The 3,504-nt window shown below is 58.6% G+C and carries 3 protein-coding genes; 1 reads left to right on the top strand and 2 read right to left on the bottom strand.

Annotated elements, in window-relative coordinates; all coding sequences use genetic code 11:
- Positions 1-225 (bottom strand): MqnA/MqnD/SBP family protein (locus VIH17_08285; protein HEY4683233.1); only part of this gene is annotated, 225 nt, incomplete at its 3' end.
- A 246-nt stretch (positions 226-471) separates the two neighbouring features.
- Between VIH17_08285 and VIH17_08280 the strand changes: the two genes are divergently transcribed.
- Complete coding sequence (locus tag VIH17_08280) at positions 472-1,794, top strand: hypothetical protein (protein ID HEY4683232.1); 1,323 nt, start codon at positions 472-474, stop codon at positions 1,792-1,794.
- A 230-nt stretch (positions 1,795-2,024) separates the two neighbouring features.
- Here VIH17_08280 and VIH17_08275 read toward each other — a convergent pair whose 3' ends face one another.
- On the bottom strand, positions 2,025-3,365 hold the full coding sequence (locus VIH17_08275) for an ISNCY family transposase (protein ID HEY4683231.1): 1,341 nt from the start codon (positions 3,363-3,365) through the stop codon (positions 2,025-2,027).
- Positions 3,366-3,504 lie beyond the last annotated feature (139 nt).

The raw sequence follows: 3,504 nt of genomic DNA, 5'->3' as shown, positions 1-3,504 counted from the left end.
CAGGGCATAGCGGTCGGCCACGTAGGCATAGGCGTGAAAGCTCAGAGCGGTCACGTCGTAGGTCTCCGCTCGGGCCTTCTCATTGAGACTCTGGATGTTTTCGAGCTTGTGATGAAAGCGGATGCCCGGGCTGCCCACCTTCTTCGTCGCGAGCGCGTAAAACATAAACGCATCGTCAGAATCAGGTGAGTGGGCAAGGGTGATATCTACAGGCTTGATCGTCATGCTCGAAACGGCAAAGCTTAACACAGCGTCCGAGCATTCTCAATTGCACTAGCGATGAGCTCCTGCCGCAATTGTAAGCCCTCAGGTATGGTATAGTGCTTGGCCAAAACCCGTTCGAGAGCCACATGCGAGGGCAGCAAAATGAGACTTCGCATCTCAGGTTCCTGTCTTAGGGGCTTTGTAGTTCTTTGGATAACCGCCTTCGTATGTTTGCCCTCACGGGCACTTTCCCCACGAGAAATGTCAGTGGGCAAGGGAGCAGCGGATGAGTCCGTTGATGTCGTGGTAAAAGGGGCCTTATCCCGATCTGTAGTCCGGGTTGGGGATCCCGTGCGCTTTTGGCTCACAGTGCACAACCGCAGCCCCAAGCCCATTTTTGAGCTTCGCTTGCTCCAGTTGAATTGCCCCGGATACGACATCGGCACGCTTTGTTGGTGTGGTGGCCTAGCAGAGGGTTGCTGGTCTCTTTCCAAGGACAAGGAATTCCAGAGCGCCACTGCTTCTTCGCCAGTGCTTGATCGGAAGCCTTGCGATTTGATTGCTGCCGAACTCAAGCGCGGCCAGACTATCACCGTTTGGGGAGACTTACGCGCGAGCGAATCACGCGAAAGCTACGCTATGAGTGCCGTCGTGGGTTGGACTCGTCCAGATAAGACTCGGTCGCAACTGGCAGTCCCTTTGGGGCAAAGCCTTGTCCAAACTAAGTGCGACCAATGGCTTTCTAGCGCCAGAGAATGGTTGAAAGATTTCGCTTGGCCCTTGATCCTTGGTGTGCTTGCCGTCGCGTTTCCATTTTGGGCCCGCAGACGGGAACAACGAGAAGAAACACGTGCGAAGGAAGTGGAACGGGTCAGGCAGGAGCAAGACCGGGACCGCGCACAGCTTGTGCAGACATGGAACAAAATGCTTCCCCAAAGCCACAAGCTTGCGACACAACACTACATGCCCATCGAGGGTCCTGTTCGTGCGGCGCTGGAATTCATGGTGCGTCACCGGGACAAAAAAGAAGAAGATAGAGATCACAAGACGGCGCGTAGGGCTTTTTATAATCTGCTGCTCTTTGAGCGCCGTGTCCGACACATGGCCGACTCAGTGGGTGGATTCTACTTCAAGGATCGAATGGGCGAGGAACTTGCGGTTAATTGCTACGATAGGTACGACGAGCTGTACGCTGAGAGCAGCGAGAATGTTCGTCGCGACCTCAGTGAGATCTTGGACTGGATCGAGCGACAAGAGACATTCAATTCCTTCCTAAGGAAGCTTGACGGCCATGCTAGCGTGGACAGAAACATAACTGAAGTTTTTCAACGAGCGTGGGAGTATTTCCTAGGGTGGTTGGGTACAGATGCTTGTGGTCGGGCCATTAGTTGCTTGAAGGGTTTTCGAGCAGTCGTCGAATACGAGATGAATCGCCCATACGAGTACTGGTATGGGCGTCCGGAAAAACTGCTACTGGACCAGGATACCGAGTCCCTCCTTCGATCCATTGCCAACGATATCGGAAAAGAAAGCGATCGGCGCGACTTTCCGGCGGAAGTAGAAAAATACCTGTCTCTGAGCAAAGGGTGAACTGCTAATGAAGTTTGGGCTTGATAGGGGTAGCCATCTTCTTTATCCGTCCGATGCTATCTCTAACAATTTCCTGTTCCTTTGTCAAGTGCTATCCTCCCTTGGTGTCAAACCTCGTTAGAAATGTCCCCTTGTTTACCTCATTAGAAGTGTCCCCTGTTTGCCTTTGTTCGGGGGTTTCGATGCGCTATCCGCCGCAGCGAAGCCCTGCGAAGCCGTAGGCGGAGCGGTTAGGGCGGAGCGGAGGCGGATAGCGCATCGCGCGATGCTGCTGCCTCTCGGTTCGACGCCCGTAGATGCATCCGCTTTTCGTAGCCGCGTCGCCAGGGATGCTCGGCAGCGGGCTTCCAGCGGCGGCCAGTGCGTGGCCGCCTGGCAGGGGCTTGGCCGCGGGTCTGTGTTGCGCTGCTGGCCCCGCCTGCGGCGGACGCGATCTCCTTCCACTCCAGCTTCTGCCCGCGATAGTCCACCTCCAGGCTGCCCTCCTCGGCTTCCCACACCGTCACTGTGGCCCGCGCCGGCGCGTAGCGCTGGCTCTGCCGCTGCAGCTGCAAACTCCGGCCGTTATAGCGGATCACCCAGTCGTTGCTGATCACCCGTTCGCTCTGCAGACGAAAGATCCTGTCCAGTTGCGCCGCCGTGGGCGCCGGCCGATGAAAATCCTCTTTCCCGACCGGGGGCCGTGCAAACCGACGGTTGTGTTCGGCCAGATACTCTTGCTCCAGATAGCGGTTGGCGCCCGCGTGTGTGCACACGTTCCTGCGCCGCAGCTTCTTGATCAACCGATCCTGGTGCGTCCCATGGCTGCGCTCCACGCGCCCCTTGGCCTGCGGTGAACTGGCCGCCACAATCCGAATCCCCAAGCGCGCGCACATGCGCCCAAACTGCGTCTGCGGCACCTCGCCCGTGACCAACTCCTGCGCCGTCGGCTGGCGTACGTAGACGTTCTTCCAGTCCGTGTACAACGCCCGCGGCACCCCGTAGCGCTCCACCCACCACCGCAACGCGCCCGCCGCCGCCCAGATCGTCTCCTGTTCCTCCAGCCAGCACTGCGTCGTGGCCGTGGCGTCGTCCACCAGGTTCATCAAACAGCCTTCGGGCCCGCGCTCCTCCAGCCAGGCCTCGAAACTGCCATCCATCTGCACCAATTCTCCGAAGTGCTCGCGGCGCTGCCGCCGCTTCCGATACGGGGCCCTCTTCCGCTCTCGGCTCCACAAGCCCTCCGCCAGCATCCAGCGCCGCAGCGTCTCCGCGTGCACCTCGATGCGGTTTTCCTCGGCCAAATGCTCGGCGGCCAACGTCGGACCGAAACGCTTCCCCACATCTCCGGAATACTTCTCGCGCACCAACCGCAACACCTGGCGGCGCCACCGCTCTGGATAGGAGCGGTTCGACGGCCGGCCCGCACTGCGATGCACCAGCCCCTCCGCCCCTTCCTCTCGGTAGCGCCGCCAAATCCGCTTTCCCTGCCGGTAACTGAGCTCCAAAAGCTCTGCCGCCTGCACCAACTTCAACTCCCCAGCGGCCACTCGCCCCAACATCGCTACACGCCGCAGTTCTCTTTCGCTCATCGCTGTCCTCTTCAAAGCAACCTCCTATGGAGCCCGCAGTGTAGGGGACATTTCTAACGAGGTTTGACACACTTGAGGGCGATACCCTTGACTCCGGGTTCATCTGGACGGATGATTTAGGAAAGCATGAGCGACCAGG

The sequence above is a fragment of the Candidatus Acidiferrales bacterium genome, assembly GCA_036514995.1.
Classification (GTDB): domain Bacteria; phylum Acidobacteriota; class Terriglobia; order Acidiferrales; family DATBWB01; genus DATBWB01.
Note: the sequence above shows the minus strand (reverse complement) of the source record. Positions and strands in the feature narration are given on the sequence as shown.